This window comes from Nocardioides carbamazepini (genome assembly GCF_024614185.1).
Classification (GTDB): Bacteria; Actinomycetota; Actinomycetes; order Propionibacteriales; family Nocardioidaceae; genus Nocardioides; species Nocardioides carbamazepini.
In genome coordinates, this window is record NZ_JAHTLF010000024.1 from 96,937 (window position 1) to 117,387 (window position 20,451).

Genomic DNA, 20,451 nt, shown 5'->3' on the forward strand with positions numbered 1-20,451 from the left:
CCTGATTTCGACGCCGATAGCTTCGCTGAATTTGTCGACGCTCTGGACAGTGCTTCGGCCTCTGAGGCGGAAGCAACCTCGCACCATCACTCAAGTGTTTCCACGCGCGACTGGGAGGTTATTCGGTCCCTGACCGACGACTCCGTGGCGTGACGATCGCGTCTCCGGCTGATGCAAGAAGCGGCCCGCCCCACGGCCCGCTTCTTGCGATTTTGAAACTTGCCGGCCAGCAATGCAATCTCGATTGTCTTTATTGCTACGAGAGGCGCAAGCCAGCCACGCGGGGACACTTGTCGCCGGAAGTCTTGGAACGGTTCCTTGACAAGTTGAACGGCGAGCGGCTCAAAGTTGTCCTGCAAGGTGGCGAGCCACTCTTGGTATCGAAGGACCGAATGGCGGCGCTCCTTCAGGTCTTGAGTTCCTACGCGGCGCTCGACAGGATTGCGATACAGACCAACGGGACGCTCATCGACCAGTCGTGGTTAGAACTCTTCGCAGAGTTGGCGCCCTCGATCGAGTGGGGCGTCAGTTTTGATGGTCTAGGCGACTACTCCAGCCTTCGGCAAACTCATGACGGCGAAGCATCGTGGATGCAGACAGTCCGCGGTATTGAGCAGCTGGAAGGGTCACAGATTCGTTACGGACTGATTACCGTGGTCACCTCTCGGCACACAGAGCACCCGATGCCTCGAGAGTTCTTGGCTGGCCTCGACTCGTTCTCGTACCTCACGAATCTCAAGTTGGTTCCGTGCCTCGACGGTCCGCAGACGGCACCAAGCCGACGTCAGACGGTGAGCGCAGTCCGTCAGCGCGCGGGACTTAGACCCGGTGCGCCGCCCTCTTGGGCTGTTAGCCCCAATGAGTTCCATTCTTTCGTCGAAGTTGTCGAACGAGATTGGATCAACCGAGGCCATTGGCGGCGATACCGGCTGGATCCAATCGCTTCCGTTGTCGAGAACCTGCTCGGCCGCGGATCGAACTACTCGGACTTCAGTGGGGGCAGCGACGCCGATGTCGTGACGCTGTATCCCGACGAGACCATTGCCATCAACGACCGTTCCATCGAGTCGATGTCCGGTGAAGCCGACCTCTCTGCGATTGGCGACGTCCGGGTATACCTGGCCAAGCGCCGTAGTCAACTCGCCGACGAATGGCATCGTGAGTATCTTCCTATGTGCAGTCCGTGCCCCGCGTGGGACGGCTGCGGTGGCAGCGAGCTCTACATGCGCAGGTCGTTGCGAGAGTCGTCGCGCGAGGAAGAATTCTGTCATGGGCGACGGCAGATGGTGGCCAACGTCAAGCAACTGTTGGCCAGCATCGGTCGTGCTCAACCCACACGAAAGGCCGCGAGATGATGCTCGCTATCGGTGACGAGCAAAGGTTCTCTGACGAGTTGCTCGCTTCGCGAGTGGGCGCCTTTAGTGACATGTTTTCACGTCTGGGAATCGATCTAGCTGCGCGGCTGCCAAGAGCTACACCTGCCGCCCAGGTGGCGGTCATGTTCCAGGTGGCACATGTCATTCGCAAGCACCGGTCCGTCAAGGAAGCTGATGTCATTGTCGACTCACTCGCGTGGCTGTCCAATGGTTCGGCGCTCCTGCGCGTCGCGGGCTTGCCCAACGGCAAGCCAGTGGCCACGGCGGAGCGGATTGTTTCGGCGTCCGCTGATAGAGGTTTGATGGATGCTGCGCTCGAACTTGTCTCTGCGACGGGCTGGCGTCAGCGGGTTGACGCCAACGTTGGATTGGTCGTCATTATTGGAGATGTCGTTTCGGGCACACAGATCTGCAGTTGGACGAATCCGACCATTCTGCACACCATTCATCAAGATTTGATTCAGTCAAGGCTGATCATGGCCCGTGATTTGGTTCACGAAGCTACGCATCTAGCGCTCAACAATGCTCTTGAATCTCTGGACCTGAAACTTGACCGCGATACGCCGGCCTACTATTCTCCATGGAAGAAGGTAGATCGCCCTGAGTTCGGTTTCCTTCACTCAATCGCGAGTTTCGTCACGGTCGTCGATTTTCTTGAATCGGCTCTCGCTCACCTCTCAGGCACGGAGGCGGATGTGTGCGCACGCCTCATCAAGGCTGAAGTAGAGCGATTGGCTCAAGCTCGTCCAGCCGCGGAGAGGTTCGCAACAGAGGCCCGCTCCGATGCGGTCAGCCTTGCCGAACCAATCTTCGGCCGTCTGTTCGAACTCACGTCAGACAAGACGTGAGTCTCCACTCTCAACTGTCGCAAGACCAGTTGGGGAACGCAGTCGCGCGGCGGCAAGGGGATGGCGACATCGCGATCTCTGTAGCGGGCCTCGCGTCCTTGGAGAACGACGTACGGTTTTCCGAGTCTTCTCGGGTAAACCTCGGATCGCTTGCGAAGCTGGCGACAGGGGCGATGATATGTCGACTCTGGCCCGAAAGGCTAGAGCGCAGCTCGATCGCTCTTCATTCCGTGATTCCTTCGCTTCGAGGTAGTTGGCTGGGCGAATGCACGATTGAGATGCTCCTAGAGCATCGCGCAGGATTGTTCGACTACCGGACGCTCCTCGAACTGCGGGACTACATCGGGCCGCTCTACGTGACAAGGCGTGAGATTGCGATGCTCGCCGTGGCCCAGGGGGGACCCGCTGTGGATCTGGACCAATACAGCAACACCGGATACGTCCTGCTGCGCATGGCGCTTGAGGCAGCCACAGGGATGAGTATCGAGCAATGCTGGCGTGAAGCCACCGGAGGACGTGAGGATATCGGCTTTTGGGTCACCAATCCTGAGCTGCCGATCGCCTCCAGGGCTTGGGGGTACCGCCAATCAGTCAGTGGATTCGCTCGACTGTGGAGCTTGGCAGCCGATGATGCTGGAGCCTCGAACTACTGGGGAACGGTAGCGGAGGCCATGCGGCTCGCTGAGTTCATCGATGCGGCCTACCGGTGCTGCGGCGTCCTACGCGACAACCTCAGTGGTCCCTATGGCGCCGCTGCAGTTCGATCTGATGGCTGGCTTGCCACAGGAGCCGATGGAGGGTTCAGCGCTGCTGTGTTCGTCGACAACGGGCGCTCGAGATGCGCGGCTGTCACGAACCGGTGCGATACCTCTGCGATCGACCTCGTCGCCAGCTACATAGACGGCGACGAATTCCAGATCCCGGCCTACGGAGATGGCATTCAGCCTTCGAGCGCGTTAGGACGTCTGGGCCACGCGGCGCCGGCAGACGGGATCTACCACCATGATGGATTGCGCCTGTCGGTGGAGATGGTGACAGTCGACGGGCACCGGCGACTGCGCGCGGGCCGTCGAGTGTACGACGAGTCCGAGGTATGGGCGGTGGCGGAGGGTTCGAACTCGATGAGGCTCAGTTTTGGGCATCTCAGAGGCGTACGACTTGTCCGCGTCGCCTGACCCGCGGCCTGGTCCAGTTGGCCGACCTACCCGGACCAGGCGGCCGGCCGCACGCGGGCCCTCAGCGTGCTGCCCGAAACCATTAGGCTCGCCCGCCGCACCTACGAACGATCCGTGGAAACCTGGCCTGGGCCTTCAGCTACGTCATCGCCGCCATCCCCATCGCTTCAGCAGGACTACTTGACCCTTTCATCACCGCAGCAGCCATGGCAGCCTCACTCCTCGTCACCTACAACAGCTCGCGTCTCAACTCGCACAGGTCTCTCATCACTCGATCGACCGTCGACCATGCGGAAGGTCGGCGCCGACCTTCCGAACACCCGTTGCTGGCGGGATAGCGGGGCTCATTCTGGAGCAGTCGATGTGCGTCGCCGACGCAGTTGCACCACCACGAACACCAGCATCACGGCGACGATCCCGGCCGCCCACAGGCCGATCCCGCCGCGCACCGGCTCGAGATCGACCCGCTCGGCCGGGCCGTCGGTCTCGGCGAGCACCGGGAGCCGGCATCTCTTCTCGCCCGAGGCGTTGTAGCACCAGCCTTCGATGCTGCCGGGAGCCGGCCGGTGCTCACCGGCGCCCTTCGGGGAGTACGCCCAGGGGGCGGCGTCCGAGGCGGCGTGCCAGTACTGCCAGTACTGGCCGGTGAACCGGCCGGGACATCGATCCGGGTACCCGGCGAGGGTGCACAGATACCCGCCCTTGGCCTCGGTGGTGGCGACGTCCGCCGCCGCCAGCGCCTCCAGGCCGGTCGTGGGCGTGCCGACGCACTCGCTGCGGAGCACCTCGCCGGCGTCTGTCCTGACGTGCAGCCAGATCTCGCCGTGTCCCAGGCACTCCCCGATCGTGGCGGGACTCGGGGTCGGGACGTCGACGGTCCCTGACGCCGGCACGGGCGACAGAAGCAGAACGCCGAGCAGGACGCCGAGCAGGACGCGCCTACCAGGTCCGATCGGGTCCATCGACCGGCTCCTCGCTCTGTTGCTGCTGGTCCTCGGCGCGCCGCTTGTCCTGGGCGGCGCCGCGGTTGCGCTCGTCGAGCCGCTCGGCCTGCTGTTGTTCCCTACTCGACTCCGTCCGCTGCTCGGTCCCCGGCTCGTCGCTGCCGTCCGCGGCTCCATTGCTGAGCTTGTCGTCGAGGCGGCCCTCGGTCTCCTGTGCGGACGAGGACGACCGGGGCGGCTCGGCCGCGCCGCCGCCCTCGCATTCGTCGACCTGCCCGAGCACCGACTTGGCCGCGGACCAGCGCCCGGCGGCGGCCGGGTCGCCGCTCGAGGCGAGCTCGTCGCCCGCGGCCTCCAGCGACCAGGCCCAGCTCAGGGCGACCCGGCAGCGTGCCGACTCGGGGGCCAGCGCCATCGCCTGCTCGAACCAGTCGGCGGCGTCGGCCCACTCACGGCGCTCGTGCGCCGCCACCCCGCGGTTGAACGGCGAGATCCAGCGCTGGACGACATTGAGCCGGCCGGTGAGCGAGAAGAGCCGTTCCGCGGCGGCCGGGTCCCCGGAGCGCCAGGCCCGCTCCCCCAGCGTCTGGGCGATCTGCATCGAGGTGATCTTGGCCGCCACGGCACCCAGCAAGAACACGGCCAGGACGGCCGTCGTCACGATCCGGCGGCGCCGGCCGCGGGCCAGGGGGTCAGCGGGTCGCATCGCTCAGCTCCTCCCGCGCCGCGCGCATCCCCGCGACCGAGGCCGCCAGCAGGTACAGCAGGCCACCCGACGCGGCGATCGCCACGATCCAGTAGTACTCGTCGCCGGGCACCTGCGCGGTCGCGGTCGCGGACGAGCCCGACGGCACCAGCTCGGGCAGGTCGCTCGGAGCCGTCCGGTGCTGGTAGGCGCCTCCGGTCTGCTCGGCGAGCGCGGCGAGCGTCGGCTCGTCGATCCGGGACAGCTGGACCTGGCCGTCAACGCGGATCAACTCGTCGCTGTCGTCGCTGGTCGCCATCGGCCCGCCGGCCTCCGTACCGTAGCCGAGGACGAGGGCGCCCGCGAGCAGGCCGCGCAGCGGCGCGAACGAGGTGGGGGGCGTGGCGGCCGTCTGCTCGCCGTCGCCGACGTAGACCAGGTAGCGGTCGTGGCCGGGGCGCTCCTCGGCCGCGCGGCGCAGCAGCTGCTCGGCAAGGTCCGCGGCGACCGCGACGTCCGAGCCGGACGCCTTGGCCGAGGGTCGCCAGCCGACTGTCTGCCAGAACCCGGCCAGGGTGGTGGCGTCGGTCGTGAACGGCACGGCGAGACGCGCGTCGTCGTCGAAGACGATGACGGCGACGCGGGCGCCGGCGACCTGTTCGACGAGGCGGGTCAGGTCGGCAGCGGCGCCCGTCATCCGCGGCCGGCCGTCCGCGTAGTCCCGGGCGCCCATCGAGGTGGTGCGGTCCACGACGATCACGACGTCCGTCGTCGTCTCCCGGGGCACGCTGACGCGCACCGTGCCCACCGGGTGGAGGCCGATCACGACGGCCGCGGCGGTGAGCAGCAGCCGGACCCCCGCGGCGATCCGTGCGGGGCGGGACTGCCCGGGCCAGCGCCGCCATGTCCAGAGCGCCGTGACGCCCAGCAGCAGGAGCGCCCCCGCCAGCACTGGCCAGATCGGTTGCACCATCATGGCCGCCTCCCTCGGGCGACGAGGGATCCGGCCAGGCCGAGGAGGAACAGCACGGCCCCGGGGGTCACCAGGTCGAAGCTGCGGTCCTGGGCCGATGCCAGGACCGCCGTCTTCTGCTGCGCCTTGATCGCGGAGCTGATCCGGGCCACGTTCGTGCGTTCCCCAGGCTCGATCGAGAGCACCTCGCCGGACGTCGGCGCGACCGCCGCGCGCAGCTCGTCGACCAGCTCCGGCTCGGCACGCTCGGGCATGATGCCGAAGACCATGACGCCGCTCTCCTCGGCGAGCCTCGCCGCCTGCGGAAGGGTGTAGACCGCATCGCCCGCGAGCTCGTTGTCGGTGGCCAGCACGATGGTGCGCGACCGGAGCGCGTCGGGCCGGTCGAAGTGCCGCACGCAGGTGGCCAGGCCGTCGCCGATCAGCGACGAGCCCACCTGGTACGCCGTCACTCCGGGCAGTGCCGTCGTCCCCTTGTCCGCGACCGCCTTCCTGGCCGCGTTCAGCTGCTCGATGACGTACTCCCGATCGGTGGTGAGTGGGAAGACCGTCACGGCGTTCGCGTCGAAGACGACGAAGCCGATCCGCTCCTCGCGCAACCGGCCCGCAAGCTCGAGGTAGGTGTCGATGACATCCGCGTCGAGCTCCCTCATCGAGCCCGAGACGTCCAGGCAGAGCACCACCTCGCGGGTGCGCATCTCCTCCGCGTCGTCACTGACCCCGACCAGCCGGGCGGCCATCAGCGCGGCGCCGGCGAGGGCGAGCACGAGACAGGCCGTCTCCAGGAGTCGCCGACGCCACTCCTGCCGGGCCAGCGCCCGGAACGCCGGCAGCGCACGGACCCGGTCCAGGGAGGAGGCGAGCACCGCGGCGCCGCCGGTACGCCGGGGCCGCGCCAACCGCCAGGAGACGAGGCCCGCCACCGCGGCGGCCGCGACGATAGCGCCGCCGACCCACCACTGGATCACGCCCACTGCCGGACCACCTCCCGCGCCTGCTCGAAAGCCCCAGCGAGCCCGGCGTCGCCCGAAGGTCCCGACGGCGCGAAGGCGGTCGACTCGACCCCTGCCACGACGGCGACGACGGGCTCCAGCCGTGCGTCCACGAGAGCCGCGCGGCGCAGCTCGGGCAGGACGAGGTAGTCGGCGTTCCCGTTGGTGACAGTGCCGGCGAACCGGCGTACCTCGGCGCTGAGGCGCGCCGCGGCCCGGGCGGTGGTCAGATCGCCGGAGGCGAGTGCCGCCGCGATGCCGTCGATCCGGGCGAGGGTCTCGCCGCGGACCTTCTCGAGCAGGGCGCCGCCGCCGTCCCCGTCGTCCAGGGTGCGCAGCGCGCGCCGCGCCCACCACAGGACGGCGAGCATGCCGAGCAGGCAGAGCGCGACCACCAGCCACCACCACGGCGAGTAGGACTCCGGTGGGTAGACGGATCTCTCCATCCTCGCCATCGACAGGTCCTCAGCGGACACGACGCATCCTCTCGACGAGCGCGAGCAGGTCACCGATCACCCGGTCCGGGTCGTCGAGGTGGAGGTGGGCGACACCGAGACGTGTCAACGTCGTACGCCGCCGCTCGGCCCGGTCCGCGGTGGCCGCCTCGATCTCGGCTGCCAGCGTCGCGCTCTCCGCGGCGAAGCGGGGGAAGCGGCGTCCGGTGCCGACGTCGCGCACCGCGCGACCGGACCGCCCCGGTCCGGTGGGGTCGAGGTCGCCGACCGTGATCAGCACGACCTCGTGCTGGACCAGCAGGCGGCGCAGGACGGCCTCGATCCCTCCGTCGACCTCGATGTCGCCCAGGAGCAGGAACATGATGGTACGGCGCCGGATCGACATGACGGCGTGCTCCATCACGGCCACGGGATCCTGGTTGCCGGACGTCGCGCGGCTCGAGGCCTCGATCAGGCCGAGCATCCGCTCCAGCTCGAGCTCACTGGTCGACGGCCGCAGGATCGTCGGCCCGTCGTCGCCCCCGTGGACCAGGCCGACGTAGTCGCCATGGCTGATGGCGATCCAGCCGAGCACCCCGGCCGCGGTGATCACCAGGTCGCGCCGCGCCGCGCCCGGACCGTCCGCACCGGGGCCGTCCGCCCCGGGTCCGTCCGGGCGCCAGCCGGCCAGCGCGGCGAGCTCCCGGCCGGTGTCGACGACGAGGAACACGGTGTGCTTGCGATCGGCGACATAGCGCTTGACGAGCAGACCACCGTGCCGGGCCGACGCCTTCCAGTCGATGTCCGCGACGTCGTCGCCGGGCTGGTACTCACGCAGGTCGGAGAAGTCGAGGCTGCGACCGGCCAGCGTCGAGGCGTACCGGCCCTCGAGCAGGCCGGACACCGGCCGTCGCGCGTGCAGCGCGAGCCGGGTCTTGATCTTGGTCAGCAGGGCCATCGGCGCAGTCGTCTAGGGGGTGGGCACGGCGTCGAAGATCGCGTCGATCAGGTCCTCGGGCCGCACCCGCGACGCCAGCGCCTCGAACGTGAGCAGGAGGCGGTGGCGCAGCACGGAGTAGCGCATCGCCACGACGTCCTCGGGCAGGACGTGCCCGCGCCCCGCGAGCAGTGCGTGCGCACGCGCCACCTGCAGGAACGCGATCGAGCCGCGGGGGCTCGCGCCGTGCTCGACGTAGCGGGCGGTCTCGGTCGGCAGGAACCGGTCGGGATGACGGGTCACGTTGACGATCTCGATGATGTAGCGGTTGATCGAGTCGGCGATGTGCACCTGGGAGACCAGCGACTGCAGGAAGAGCACGTCCTCGAGCGTCGCGACGGGTGCGACCTGCTGGGTCTCCAGCTGGCCGGCTGCGATCCGCCCGAGCACCTCGGCCTCCTCGGTGGGCGAGGGATAGTCGAGCACCTCCTTGAGCAGGAACCGGTCCAGCTGCGCCTGCGGGAGGACGTAGGTGCCTTCCTCGTCGATCGGGTTCTGCGTCGCCAGCACCATGAACGGCACGGGCAGCCGGTGCGTCTCGCCGCCGATCGTCGTCTGCCGCTCCTGCATCGCCTCGAGCATCGCCGACTGCGTCTTGGCCGAGGAGCGGTTGATCTCGTCGAGCAGCACGAAGTTGGCGTGCACCGGGCCGAGCTGCGTGCGGAAGGCGGCCGTCGCGGGGTTGAACACCTGGGTGCCGATGATGTCGGAGGGCAGCAGGTCCGGCGTGCACTGGATGCGGGAGAACTCGGCCCGGACCGCCGAGGCGAGGACGGACGACGACAGCGTCTTCGCCAGGCCGGGCACCGACTCCAGCAGGACGTGGCCGCGGGTCATCAGCGCCACGAGCAGCCCGCGCAGCAGGTCGTGCTGGCCGACGACCTTGCTCGTGAAGGCGGTGCCGATGGCCTCGGTGATCCGCGCCGCCCGGGCGAGGTCGGCATCCGACACCGCGCCGCGGCTCGGGGCGGTGGTGGTCGGCGTCTCGGTCATGGTCGGTCTCCTTCGTTCCACAGACGATCAAGTCGGCTCCGGTCCTCCCGGCGGTCGATCGAGTAGGGCTCGATCGCTTCCCGGGGCACGACGGGCACCGGGACGGCATCGGACCCGGCGCCGCGTCGCAGGGCGACCAGCAGCGGGTGCCCGACGACAGCGAGGACCAACGCGGTCGTGACCCCGCGGGTCAGGTCGTAGACCAGCGAGGTCTCCAGCGTGTAGCTCCACAGACGTGCCGCGGCCTCGGACGGGGGCAGCCCCCGGAAGAAGCTCGTCAGCGTCGTCCCCGGCTCCTGACCCCAGCCCATCAGGTTGAGCAGCACTCCGCTGCCGAGGCCGGCGAGCAGGGCGAGCGGCAAGGAGGCCAGCCAGGCCGCCCGCGGACGCATCCGCCACAGCAGCCCGCCCAGCATCCCGCTGAGCCCCCACACGAGTGCCTGCGTCGGCAGGGTTGCGGCCGGCTCGCCGACGGCGATCGTCGAGAGGAGCGCGGAGCCCGCGCCGACCAGGAAGCCGGCGGGCGCACCGGCGGCCATGCCCGCGAGCAGCGGGAGCGCGTGGACGAGCTCGACGCCGTTCGCCGACGGGCTGAGCACCGACCGGACGACAGTGTTGGCGACGATCAGGCTCGCCAGCACGGCCAGGGCGTCGAGACGACGCCCGGCATCGAGCCACAGCGCAACCGCGAGGGCGAACAGTCCGCACACCAGGGCCGCCATCAGCCACGGCGCCTCGGCCTGGGCCTGGGCCCGGTCGGGTGCGGTCAGGGAGTCCCACAGCGGCCAGCCGATCCAGGCCAGCCCGGCACCCACCAGGACGACGAGCAGGACGACCGAGCGCCAGCCGTGCGGCACCCCCACGCGCCGCCAGCGCGGGGGCGTCACCGGGCCGTCTCCCGCCGGGCAGGCCCGGGCGCGAGGTCGGCGACGCGGAGGGCTCGCACGCCGAGCCGGACCAGCTGCGGTGGGCGCGGGAGATGTCCGAGCACCGCGAGAGGAGCTCCGTCGGCGACCACGGCGCCGTCGGCGACCACGAGGAGGCGGTGGCAGGCACGGGAGAGCATCTCGACGTCGCTGGAGACCACGCAGGTCATCGAGGTCGTGTCGTCGTCGCGCAGGGTGCGGGCCATCTGGCGGCGTCCGGCCGGGTCCAGGCCGCGGGTCGGCTCGATCAGCAGCCGCGGGCCGGGCCGGCTGAGCGCGAGGCCCCAGGCCAGCGCCGCCCGCTCCCCCGGCGAGTGCTGCCCGACGGACCTCTCCGGCGTGAGGCGCGCCAGCGGCTCGACGTACGAGCCGACGGTGCCGTGGGCCAGGTCGTGCCGCCGTTCCCAGCCCGCGACGAGCCTCCCGACCTGCGGCGCCCGGGGCAGGTGCAGAGGTGACGAGAGTGTGCGGGCGCCGCGGGCGACGGCGACGAGGCGGCGGGCGACGTCGGTCTCCGCCGCTCGATCGCCGTCACGGGAGACGATGCCGAGACACTCGCCGTGTCGGAGCTCGATCGGCCGGTTCAGACGGGTCAGCTCAGGGGGCGCGGTGACGAGGCGATCGCCCGGCGGCCGGCGGTGCGCACTGGTGCGCGGCGCGAGCCCGGCATGGCCGTCCGGCTCCTCGTCGGGAGACAGGCCGAGCGCCCTGCTCAGGGCCATGGCCGGTGGCGCCGGGAGCGTCCGGGGACGCCAGGTGGCGGCCGGGGCCGAGGCCACCCGGGCCGGGCCCTCGATCTCCAGCACGTGGTCGGCCGCGGACACGGCGTCCTCCAGGAGGTGCTCGGCCCACAGCACGGTGGCACCGGCGGCGGCGCGGGCGCGGATGGCGGCGCACGCCGCGGCCCGGTGGGTCGGTTGGAGGTCGAACAGCGGCTGGTCGAGCAGGACCAGCCGCGCGTCGCGGCCGGAGAGCGCGCGGACCAGCCGGAGCGCGGCGCGGCGCTCGGGGGCCCGTGCGCCGGCGGCGGACGCGAGGCCGAGGGACGCGAGGAGGGCGGGGTCGGCAGCGCGGAGGACCTCGGCGGCCGCGTCGTCGGGGAGCTCGCCGAGATGGGACGCGTCGACGACCCCCGTCAGCTCGTCGCCGGTCAGGCCGAGGAGCGGGCGCCCGCCGGCCTCGATCGTGCCGGCGACCCGAGCGCCCGCCGGGAGTGTTCCGGCCGCGGCGCGCAGCAGCGTGCTCGCCCCGCTGCCGCTGCGGCACACCAGGAGGGTGACCCCGGACGCCTCGGCAAAGACCGAGGACAGCACCGTGCCGCGCGCGGGCAGCCAGAGGGAGAACCCGTCGATCCGCAACGCTGTCGGAGTCGTCGGCGTGGTCGGGGTCACCGGCGTCCTCCGCCCGCGAGAGCGAGCACCGGCAACGCCGCCAGGGACAGCAGCAGGATCACGGGGAGCGGCGGCGCCCGCCCGAAGTCGACCAGCACCGCCCCCGCGTCACCAGTGAGGTCCCGGGCGAACCACGCCGCCGCGACCACGACGGCACTCACCACGGGGACCACGTCTCCCGCCTCCGGTCCGGGTACGGCGCCGCGGTGCAACGCAATGCCGAAAGCGGCCAGGACCGCGGCCGCGAGGAGCGTCCGCTCCATCCCGGAGACCGTGGGCCACCCTCCGGGATCGATCGCCGTCACCGCCCACCACACGGACAGCGCGAGGACGGCCATCAGTCCGACCGGCCCGGCTAGAACAGCTAGGCCGCGCGTGCCGGACCGGACCGGGCGGTGGTGGGCGAACCAATCCTCGGCCAGCGTCCGCGCCCGATCCGTCACGTCGACCACCGTGGCGCCCGGGCCACCTGCGTCGAGGCCGGAGCGGCGGGCGCGCGTCCGAGCGTCGTGCTCGGCGGCATAGGCCTCACCGAGACAGAGCAACGGTCCCCAGAGGCGGGCGGCGCGACCCCAGGTCGCCGCGGCCAGCCGCAGCCAGCCCCCGGCGGAGACGACCTGGGCGAGGACGCCGAGGACCGCGACCACGGCCACGGCCTGTGCGGCGCGCGCGGCCGCGAAGTGGAGCTGCCCCAGGGTCACGGCACCACCGAACTCGCCGCCGGTCTCGCTGGACCACGCGGGGAGGAACCAGACGACCTCGCCGCCGAGACCGGCCCGGTGGATCAGCACCCCCAGGACCGCCCACACAGCGACGAGAGTCAGGGAGAGTCCGCCGACGACACGGGACACCACTGCGCGGGGCCCGCCGACGCCGTACATGGTCAGCCAGCAGCCGAGCGCGACCGCGACCAGCACCACGACGTTGGTGGTCGAGGTGACGACGAGCGCCATGACCCCGGCCCAGAGCGCCCAGGGCAGCGCGGTGAACTGCTCCTCCCACGCCTCCCTGCGCACGCTAGCCATGACGCCGCCTCATCCCGGTCGCCGCGCCGAGCAGGCAGGCCAGCACGGCGAGGGCAACGAGGGTCAGGGAGGCCCGGTGCACGGTCGCGACGGAGTGCCCCCGCGAGTGCGCGCCGCCGACGGCGTCGGGGAGGTCAGGGGTCTTCCAGCGGGGCCGGGGCACCGGGTTGGAGGCCACGCCGTCCGCCTCGGTCACCGAGCCCGGTACGGCGGCTCCGACCGCGTGGGTGGCAGGCAGTGGCGCCCGGGCTTCCGGGTCGCCCTCCTCCGAGGGCAGCACCGTCCAGGAGGCGACGGGCGTACCGCTGGCGCGGTCGACCAGCCGCACATCGTGCTCGACCGGGTCCAGGCCGCGAGGGATCTCATAGCCGACCGAGCAGGTCGCGACGGCGTCCAGGCAGGTGGTGCCGTTGCTGCTGACCGGCTGCCACTGCCCGTCGCGCTCGATCTCGACCTCGAACCGCGCGCCCGGCAGCGCCGCGGTCAGGTCGAGGCGGAGCGGGGTCCCCACCGGCTTGGCGGTGCCGAAGCCGTCGCCGAGGACCACCGGACGGCGGGACGCGAGCACGGTCCAGGTGCCGAGCACGGTGGCGAGGTCGGCGCCGGTGCTGTCCTCGAGGGCGAGCAGCAGGGGTCCGCCGGTCTCGTCCTCGGTGACGGCGGGGAGCTGGAGGTCGGCGCGTCCGAACCCGTTGTCGTCGGTGGAGACTCGCACCGCGGGACCGGCCGGGACGAGCTTCGCCTTCCGTCCGTCGGCGGCCGTGACCCGGAACGCCCGCACGCCGACCTCGACGTCGGAGCGGCCGGTCACGGCGACCTCCGCGGTCCTTCCCTCCATCCAGGTCGGCGCGACCTGGACGGAGCAGGACACGGTCGCCTCCACGCACAGGGCGTCGGTCTGTGGAGAGGGGGTGGCAGGCTCGATCGCCTGCCCGGGTGCCGGTGTGGCCGCCATGAGGAGGACGGCCACGCACAGCCCCCGCACGACCGCGCGCCGGGGAGCGAGGATCACGCCAGCGGCTCCTCGGCGTCGCGGGCGGCCCACCGGCGGCTGAGGCGCCACCAGGCGCCCGGCGCGAGGAGGAGCAGGACGCCGAGCAGCCCGAGCACGCGGCCCAGACCCGGCGACGCCTGCAGCACAGGTCCCGCCGTACTGCTCGTCGTGGCCTCACGGCCCCATACCGAGCCCGCGGGCCCCGTCTGCCCCGTCTGCCCCGTCTGCCCGGTGTCGGCGGCGAGCGGAGGGGCCGCGGCGGTCACGGAGGGCGGGGCCTGCTCGCCTCCGCCGGCCGGGGCGGGCGCGGTCCCGGTCGGCGCCGTTGCGGTCGGCGCCGTTGCGGCCGCGCCTCCGGCATCGGCAGGAGGCGACGGGTCGGGTGCCTTCTCCGACGGCTTGGGCTTCGGCGACCCGCTCGGCTCGGGCTGGCCGGTCGGCTGAGGTTGTGTGGTCGGCGTCGGTGACGGCTGCGATGGAGGGTCCCAGCCCACGTCGGGATCGTTCAGCGCCTCGGCGAACGGCTCGAGGTCGGCCTGTCCCGGGGCCAGCGTCTTGTCGAATTCCTTGCCCTGCTCCTTTGTGGGCAGGTTCTGGGCCGCGGTGTCGGAGGGACGCACCCGCCACCAGATGGCCGCAGGCTCGGCGACCGGCGTCTTGAGGTCCCGATCGTAGTTCAGGCTGGAGTTGACCCGGAACCGGTATTCCTTGTCCCTGGTGAGCGTGTCCGGCACGACATAGGTCAGCTGGCGGCGCTGGTCCGGCGGCCCGTCGAGTTTCGGCGCGTCCCCGAAGCCCGGGCCCGCCGGCAGCCACGTGCCGGCCTCGGTCTCGTACTCGACCCAGTACCGCTCGCCCGGCACCTGGCCGATGACGTCGAGCTTCAACTCGGTGCCGACCGGCTTCTGCTCCGCGTAGGTGTCGCCGAGGGAGCGCAGCGTGGCGCCGCCGTACGGGAGGAGCGTGCCGGTCTGGATCTGCGTCGCCAGGTCGCTGGTGTCGTCGGCCAGGCCGACGAGCAGCCAACCACCGGAGGGCGACGAGGCGGGCGGCCTGGCTGTCAGCATCATCGGTTGCGGCGACCATCCCTCGCTCGGGTTCCCGCTCTTGGGAATGGTGCGACTGGCCTGGGGGTCACTCACTGGAACCAGGCCAGTGATGGCACCCGAGGCATTGAAATCGACGAGGTACAGCATGACCGCGACGGCGACGCCGGCGTTTCCCCAGACCGTCGCCATGACCTGACCGCCGCCGTTGATCTCCGTCCCGCTGGCCTCCACCCGGCAGCCGCCGGCGCCCGCATAGCCGTCGCACAGCGCCGATCGCATCGACGCGGCAGCGTGCGCGGCCCCGGGGAGGCACGCGAGCAGGCCCGCGGCCACGAGGACGGCGAGTCCTCGTCGCCGGCGACCTACCCACGGCCTTCGGAGTGCCCTACTCATGCTCAGCTCCGGCGATCAGCGCACTCGGAGCCGGTAGGTCGCCGCCGCTGCCGGGTGGGTGGCGTCGCCGAGGTAGCGGACCGTGACCTTCCAGACGCCCTTCGCCAGTCTCGGCAGCCTGACTTTCGCGCCGCCGCCGGTGAGCGTGGCCTTGGCCCTGCGCTTGGCCGCCCCCTTCTTCAGCACGACCTTGACCCGGCCGGTTGCCGCGGCCTGGCCGGCGGCCGAGGCGACGTCGACCCGCACCGTGCCTGCCCGCGTGGTGGTGGGCTTCCTCGTGACCTTGAGGGTGGGCTGCACCGGGGCTGCCGGCGGTTGCGGGTCGGTGGCCGGCGACGGGAGGGCGGGCGCACCGGCGCCGAACTGCGGGGGGATCCGCGGGCTGCACGGCGCGTCGCTGAGGCAGACACCGTAGAACCAGTCGGTGAGGCTCTGCGTGCCGTCCAGGGACCAGTCGTTCGTCCAGCCGGTCGTGCCCTCGGAGCTGGAGTACGTCCACCACGGTGGCGAGCCACAACTCGCGCTCCCCAGACCATCGATACGGAGCACCAGCCCACAGTCCACGCCGACGCCGTACCCGACGGCCTCGAGCGCCGAGATCCGGCTGTCGCTCAGCGGGGCGCCTCCGATCCGGCAGCGCGCCTCCCAACCGCGCTCGGAGGTCGCGCCGAAGTCGACGACGACGGTCAGTCCCTCGTTCTGCGCGCACCGACCCGCGCGCCAGCCACTGGTGGCCGGCTCCGCGGACGCGGAGACGACGCCCAGCAGGGAGAAGGCGAGGATCAGGGCGAGGACCAGCCCGTACGAGCGCTGTCTCATGAAACGTTCTCCCACTCCGCTCGGGAGGAGAGTCACGGGCTTCGAGGCGCCATGCCCACCCACCCGCTGTCCACGACGGTTGATGTGTCCTTGCTGCCTCCGGGGCCAGTCCGACTCGTCAGCGGGGTTCCGCTCGACTCACGGTTGCGGGTCAGCGCCGGATTCGCACCGGCTTTGGACACCACGGAGGGCTGTTCAGTTGTTCTCAGGCACACGAGGCCCGAGCCGAGTATGCGCCCGGGTGGCGACCACGGCAAATCGGAGATCGCCGCGCCAGAGGGACGCTGAACCAGTCCGGCGTCGCGCAGCGTGGCGGGGAGTGGGACGGGGCCCTGCCGCCGCCGCGGCAGGACCCCGTCCTGGTCTCACCCGGAACTCACCGGGTCACGCGGGTCTTGGCCTTGACCTTCGCGGGATCGACGTGGGCGTCGCCCCCGTAGGTCGCCTTCACCTTCTTCGCCCCCGGCTTGGTCGTCCTCTTGACCTTGACCTTGACCACGGCGACGCCCTGACCGTCGACCGTCACGGTCTTCGACCTCCCGGCGATCCGCACCGTGACCTTGCCGGTCGGCGTGACGCCGGGCGCGGTGATAGCGATGCGGTAGATCGCGACCTTGCCGCGCGCGACCTTCTTCGCCCTCTTCTCGATCGTGAGCGTCGGCGTCGCCCGGGCCACCTTCACCGTGACCTGGGTCGACGACGCGTTGAACCGGCCGTCGGCGCCCTCGTAGGCGATGGTGAGACCGGTCGTACCGGGTTCGAGCGACCTGGCGGGAATCTCCAGCGTCGCGCGACCGTCGCTCAGCGCGCCGGTGACGGTCCGGCCCGCGATCTTCGCCGAGACCGTCCCGGTCGGGGACTCCTGGCCCGACGCCGCGGAGACGGTCACCCGGACCCGGCCGGCCTGGCCGTAGGCCACGTCCGGCGCGGTGGCCGACACCGAGGTGGCGATCAGAGCGGCCGCCACGGTGACCTCGGCCGAGGCGGCCGAGGCGGCCGAGTCACCCTTCGCGTTGGTCGCGGTGACCGTGGCGGTGTAGGTGCCGGCCGGCAGGTCGTCGACGACGGCACTGGTCGCGCCCGCGCCCGCGGTACGGGTCACCGCAGCTCCCCCGGCAGGGGTCAGCGCGACGGTGTAGCCGGTGATCGGCGAGCCGCTGTCCTGCGGGGCGACCCAGGTGACGGTCACGGCGTCGCCGTCCACCGAGACCTCGGGCTTCGCCGGCGCCTCCGGCGCGGTGACCGGCACCAGCTGGTCGATCGCGTCGTCGAGGACCGTCGCGGCCTGGTCGACCTCGCCCTGCGTGGCGTCCTCGTCGGCGGCCACCGCCGTCGCTGCGCCCACGGCCGCCTGCAGGGTCGTCCAGCTGACCGCGGTGTAGTCGGCCTCGTCGAGCTCCCCCGCCGCGGAGAGCGCAGTCTGCAACGCCTCCGTGTCCACGGGGATCACGTCCGGAGCGGTGGTCAGCCGGCCGTCGTAGAGGTAGACCGGCGGCGTGGCGCCCAGGTCGTAGGGACCGATGGCCACGGCGTTGAGGTTCGCCGGCTTGCCCTCCAGCGGGATGATCCGGTGGTAGGGCCACTCCGAGCCGAGACCGCCGATGGACAGGTGCCCGTTGAGGGTCGCCTCGGTGGCGGCGGGCACGGTGTAGTCGAGCGCATAGGTCGTGGTGGCGCTCGTGTATTGGCCGCCCTCGTTGCTCTGGATGCTGGACATCCCGTCGGAGTAGGTCAGCTTCGGCCTCGTCCCCGCCACGAAGGCCGGGTTATAGATGCCGCCCAGCTTCTCAATGCCGCCCTCGACCCCGACCATGCTGATTCGCGCGACGTCACCGGTCTCGAACTCCTGGCCCGGATCGGTCGTGTTCTCTATCGAGACGTCGATGGCCTTGGCACGCACGACGTAGTACGTCGTCTCGCCGCCGTTCGTCAGCTCGATGATGTTGCGCCCGCCCCGGAGCCTGACGGTGAACTCTCCGTCCTCCGCGGGCTCGTAGCCCCGCCATCCGGTGCCCCAGGACTTGCGGTTGAGCGGCTGGTGCACCCGCACCGTCGTCCCCGCGTCAGGCGTGAAGGCGAACGGCCGATAGCCGACCTCCTCGTCGAAGTAGTAGGTGTCGAGCTCGTTGCGAACGTCGATCCCGGTGTCGAACGACGGGTCGTCCCCGCCGACGTTCACGACGACCAGACCGGTGTTCTGCTCCTCGATGCCGTTGAACGACCAGTTCGTGTTGCCCGGCGTCCCGTTGTCGTTGGCAGCCAGGTAGTGCAGCGGGTCGTAGGTGATCTTGATGACGCTCACACCCGGCTGCTCGGCGTCGATGCGCAACTGCCGGCGCCCCTCGTAGCCGACCTCGCTGGTCGTGACGCTGTCTCCGGACACCTCGAAGGTGTAGTCGGGCTCGATGAACAGGTTGTTGACCTGGTCGAGCTGCGCTTGCGAGGTCCTGTAGGTGTCGAGGTCGAAGTGCTCCCCCACCTCCAGGTTGACCACGCCGGTGTCGTCCAGGTTGGTGTAGAGGTTGCGAGGATCGCCCGCGCCCAGACCGGGGATCGCCAGCGACGTGTCGACGCGTCCCTCTAGCGGCGTGAGGTCGAGCGTGTACTGCGTCTCTGCCGAGCCCGCGTTCACGGTGAAGATCTTGGCGACCTTGTCGGTCTCGCCCTCAATGACCGCCGTGGCGATCTTCTGCGAGCTGTAGGCGACCGGCGTGGTCGGGACGTAGACGTCGTGGCTGGCGTCGGAGAGCGCGTCGACCTTCGCGACCGGGTACGACACGAACTCCGCGTAGTGCTGGGCGGTGCCGTTCTTCCACGACAGGGTCACGTCGGCGCCTTTGGTGACCTTGACGGAAAGGCCGGGGCCGTCGAAGCCCACCCGGCCGATCGCGGTCTGCAAGACCAGGCGCGCCTGGTGGAGGTCGGCAGCGGTCGCAGCGGGATCGCGACGGACCACGGTGGCCGTGGCGAGCGCGTCCTGGAGCAGGGTCCAGCGGAAGGGCACCGCCGCCCCCTCACCGATCGAGCTGGCCTCGTCGATCACGGACCGCACTTCGAGACGGTCGTCGCGGGTGGGAGCCTCGACGACATCGGAGAAGTACGACGAGAAGGTCGTCTTGTCGTAGTCGCCCCTGGTCTCGTCCGGCACCACGGCGACGACCGTGCGGTTCTCCGGGTCGGCGTTGTTGGACCCGTTGAACGTGCTGGCGTTGAACCGAGGCTTCGTCGGGTGCAGGAAGATGATCCGCTCAAGCGTCGTGATGCCGTTGAAAGTCGTCGCAGAGCCGAAGTCGTAGGTCTCGGCAGCGACCACCACGTTGCGCAGGCTGGAGTTGCCCTGGAACGGGTTGGCGACGTTGTACGACGCGACCGGCGGCAGGCTGACGTCGGTGAGCGCGGTCATCCCGTTGAGCGCGTACGTCGTCCCGTCGATCACGCCCGACAGGTCGAGCTCCTCGATGCTGGTGCCGGCATAGGCAGGGTTGCGCAGGTCGGCGTAGTCCTGGCTGTTGAGCGAACCGGTGATCCGGACCTTCTCGAGCACGCTGTAGTCGTAGCTGTCGGGGTTCTGGCCGAACTCGTTGCGCAGCGCTCGCTGCATCCGGTTCAGCAACAGGCCTTGCGACGGGGGCGCGATCGTGACCCACGGCTCGACCACCGCGGTCGCCTGCGTGAGCGCCAGGATCGCCTCATCGACCTCAACCTCGGTGGCGAGCGGGTCGATCGCGACGTCCAGTCCGTCCTCGATCTCCGCTTCGGTGGCGGTCGCCGGGGCGGGATCGGCGAGGGTCCGGATCAGTTCGGACTTGTCCGCCATCGTGAAGTAGGGCTCGGCACCCCAGCAGCCGGTCGGCACACCGGTGTCGCAGCCATAGCCGTGCATGGTGAACTGCCAGCGCATCACCTCGCCGTCGGTGAGTTCCCAGGCGCCGGCCCCCACGGGCGCCATCACGTTGTCGACGGTGTACATCCAGCCCGACATCTGCGAGTAGTCGAACTGGCCGAGGTAGCCGTCGCCGTCCTCGGCGATGAGCTGGAAGCCCGGCTGGCTGGTGACATGCGACGGGACGTTCACCACGCCGGTGTCGAAGCCCTTCACCTTGGCCAGGTACCAGCCGCCGGACGTGGGGTCGCCCGGGTCGTCGAAGTCGTGGTCCCCGTCCTCTAGGACGGACTCGGTGACCTCCGCTGCGGTGGTGCCGTCGGGCACGGTCAGCTTCACGGGCTCGGCGTAGTAGCCCTGGCCGAGGTTGTAGCCCTCGAAGGTGACGTAGACGTCGATGGTGCCCGGGTCGGGCTCGTCGTCCGGTGCCGCCGAGGCGGCCGGCGCGAGCCCCAGGACGAGGGCGAGCGCCGTCAGTACGCCGCACAGCAGCGCGGTCCCGCGGTGGCGCGGGCGATGGATGGGTCTCGGGCCCATGTGTTCTCTCCTTGTTG

At 70.6% G+C, this 20,451-nt stretch carries 17 protein-coding genes, 1 pseudogene and 1 riboswitch; of the genes and pseudogenes, 4 read left to right on the forward strand and 14 right to left on the reverse strand.

What is annotated here, in order from left to right:
• The first annotated feature begins 149 nt into the window (after nucleotides 1–149).
• The 4 genes and pseudogenes from KVF89_RS25475 to KVF89_RS25490 form a co-directional block, all read left to right on the forward strand.
• Nucleotides 150–1,355 carry a radical SAM protein gene (locus tag KVF89_RS25475; RefSeq protein ID WP_257429833.1) on the forward strand — a complete coding sequence of 402 codons (1,206 nt, stop codon included), beginning with the start codon at nucleotides 150–152 and terminating at the stop codon, nucleotides 1,353–1,355.
• The gene (locus KVF89_RS25480) at nucleotides 1,352–2,224 is read left to right on the forward strand and encodes an aKG-HExxH-type peptide beta-hydroxylase (protein ID WP_257429835.1); all 873 of its coding nucleotides are present in this window, start codon (nucleotides 1,352–1,354) and stop codon (nucleotides 2,222–2,224) included. Before KVF89_RS25475 ends, KVF89_RS25480 begins: the two co-directional genes overlap by 4 nt.
• On the forward strand, nucleotides 2,221–3,399 hold the full coding sequence (locus KVF89_RS25485; protein WP_257429838.1) for a serine hydrolase domain-containing protein: 1,179 nt from the start codon (nucleotides 2,221–2,223) through the stop codon (nucleotides 3,397–3,399). The genes KVF89_RS25480 and KVF89_RS25485 overlap by 4 nt, the downstream gene beginning before the upstream one ends.
• A gap of 60 nt (nucleotides 3,400–3,459) precedes the next feature.
• Nucleotides 3,460–3,677 (forward strand): annotated as a pseudogene (locus KVF89_RS25490) (hypothetical protein); the annotation flags it as partial.
• 66 nt (nucleotides 3,678–3,743) lie between these two features.
• Here the strand turns inward: KVF89_RS25490 and KVF89_RS25495 are convergent.
• The 14 genes from KVF89_RS25495 to KVF89_RS25560 form a co-directional block, all read right to left on the reverse strand.
• Nucleotides 3,744–4,361 carry a hypothetical protein gene (locus tag KVF89_RS25495; protein WP_257429840.1) on the reverse strand — a complete coding sequence of 206 codons (618 nt, stop codon included), beginning with the start codon at nucleotides 4,359–4,361 and terminating at the stop codon, nucleotides 3,744–3,746.
• Nucleotides 4,339–5,049 carry a hypothetical protein gene (locus KVF89_RS25500; RefSeq protein WP_257429843.1) on the reverse strand — a complete coding sequence of 237 codons (711 nt, stop codon included), beginning with the start codon at nucleotides 5,047–5,049 and terminating at the stop codon, nucleotides 4,339–4,341. The genes KVF89_RS25495 and KVF89_RS25500 overlap by 23 nt, the downstream gene beginning before the upstream one ends.
• On the reverse strand, nucleotides 5,036–6,004 hold the full coding sequence (locus KVF89_RS25505) for a vWA domain-containing protein (RefSeq protein ID WP_257429845.1): 969 nt from the start codon (nucleotides 6,002–6,004) through the stop codon (nucleotides 5,036–5,038). The genes KVF89_RS25500 and KVF89_RS25505 overlap by 14 nt, the downstream gene beginning before the upstream one ends.
• Complete coding sequence (locus tag KVF89_RS25510) at nucleotides 6,001–6,975, reverse strand: VWA domain-containing protein (RefSeq protein WP_257429849.1); 975 nt, start codon at nucleotides 6,973–6,975, stop codon at nucleotides 6,001–6,003. Before KVF89_RS25510 ends, KVF89_RS25505 begins: the two co-directional genes overlap by 4 nt.
• The gene (locus KVF89_RS25515; RefSeq protein WP_257429852.1) at nucleotides 6,966–7,469 is read right to left on the reverse strand and encodes a hypothetical protein; all 504 of its coding nucleotides are present in this window, start codon (nucleotides 7,467–7,469) and stop codon (nucleotides 6,966–6,968) included. The genes KVF89_RS25510 and KVF89_RS25515 overlap by 10 nt, the downstream gene beginning before the upstream one ends.
• Nucleotides 7,459–8,385 carry a DUF58 domain-containing protein gene (locus KVF89_RS25520; RefSeq protein ID WP_257429855.1) on the reverse strand — a complete coding sequence of 309 codons (927 nt, stop codon included), beginning with the start codon at nucleotides 8,383–8,385 and terminating at the stop codon, nucleotides 7,459–7,461. Before KVF89_RS25520 ends, KVF89_RS25515 begins: the two co-directional genes overlap by 11 nt.
• 12 nt (nucleotides 8,386–8,397) lie before the next feature.
• Nucleotides 8,398–9,417 carry an AAA family ATPase gene (locus tag KVF89_RS25525; protein WP_257429858.1) on the reverse strand — a complete coding sequence of 340 codons (1,020 nt, stop codon included), beginning with the start codon at nucleotides 9,415–9,417 and terminating at the stop codon, nucleotides 8,398–8,400.
• Complete coding sequence (locus KVF89_RS25530; RefSeq protein WP_257429861.1) at nucleotides 9,414–10,304, reverse strand: hypothetical protein; 891 nt, start codon at nucleotides 10,302–10,304, stop codon at nucleotides 9,414–9,416. The genes KVF89_RS25525 and KVF89_RS25530 overlap by 4 nt, the downstream gene beginning before the upstream one ends.
• A complete protein-coding gene (locus KVF89_RS25535) occupies nucleotides 10,301–11,734 on the reverse strand; it encodes an ABC transporter ATP-binding protein (RefSeq protein WP_257429863.1) in 1,434 nt (477 codons plus the stop codon). The genes KVF89_RS25530 and KVF89_RS25535 overlap by 4 nt, the downstream gene beginning before the upstream one ends.
• On the reverse strand, nucleotides 11,731–12,759 hold the full coding sequence (locus tag KVF89_RS25540; protein ID WP_257429866.1) for a hypothetical protein: 1,029 nt from the start codon (nucleotides 12,757–12,759) through the stop codon (nucleotides 11,731–11,733). Before KVF89_RS25540 ends, KVF89_RS25535 begins: the two co-directional genes overlap by 4 nt.
• The gene (locus KVF89_RS25545; protein WP_257429869.1) at nucleotides 12,752–13,771 is read right to left on the reverse strand and encodes a hypothetical protein; all 1,020 of its coding nucleotides are present in this window, start codon (nucleotides 13,769–13,771) and stop codon (nucleotides 12,752–12,754) included. Before KVF89_RS25545 ends, KVF89_RS25540 begins: the two co-directional genes overlap by 8 nt.
• Nucleotides 13,768–15,195: a hypothetical protein gene (locus KVF89_RS25550; RefSeq protein ID WP_257429871.1), complete on the reverse strand. Its 1,428-nt coding sequence runs from the start codon at nucleotides 15,193–15,195 to the stop codon at nucleotides 13,768–13,770. Before KVF89_RS25550 ends, KVF89_RS25545 begins: the two co-directional genes overlap by 4 nt.
• Before the next feature lie 15 nt (nucleotides 15,196–15,210).
• Nucleotides 15,211–16,014, reverse strand: coding sequence for a hypothetical protein (locus KVF89_RS25555; protein WP_257429874.1), 804 nt, complete (start codon nucleotides 16,012–16,014; stop codon nucleotides 15,211–15,213).
• A gap of 85 nt (nucleotides 16,015–16,099) precedes the next feature.
• Nucleotides 16,100–16,189, reverse strand: a riboswitch (cobalamin riboswitch).
• A 201-nt stretch (nucleotides 16,190–16,390) separates the two neighbouring features.
• Entirely contained in the window at nucleotides 16,391–20,434 is a 4,044-nt protein-coding gene (locus tag KVF89_RS25560; protein WP_257429877.1) for an Ig-like domain repeat protein, read from the reverse strand.
• Nucleotides 20,435–20,451: the final 17 nt, after the last annotated feature.